Source organism: Veillonella parvula, assembly GCF_024461875.1.
Taxonomy (GTDB): Bacteria; Bacillota; Negativicutes; order Veillonellales; family Veillonellaceae; genus Veillonella; species Veillonella parvula_I.
Genome location: NZ_JANGAL010000035.1, coordinates 1 through 286, shown reverse-complemented (window position 1 = coordinate 286; position 286 = coordinate 1). Strand labels below are relative to the sequence as shown.

Genomic DNA, 286 nt, shown 5'->3' with positions numbered 1-286 from the left:
ATTTTTTGAGTGGGCAAAAGCTGCGGAAGGAAAAGGGATTAAAGTAATCATCGCAGGAGCCGGAATGGCTGCACATCTTCCGGGAATGTGTGCGGCGCTGTTCCCGATGCCGGTGATCGGAGTGCCGATGTCAGGAAAGAATCTGGATGGTATGGACGCTCTTTACTCGATCGTTCAGATGCCGCCGGGAATTCCGGTTGCGACTGTTGCGATTGACGGTGGAATGAACGCTGCGATTCTTGCGGCAAAAATCCTCGCTGTATCAGATGAAGAGGTATTAAAAAAG

General features: G+C 50.7%; 1 protein-coding gene. It reads left to right on the top strand.

Annotated elements, in window-relative coordinates; translation table 11 throughout:
• The coding region (locus NE668_RS09760) for an AIR carboxylase family protein (RefSeq protein WP_256196773.1) at positions 1-286 on the top strand (286 nt) is incomplete at both ends.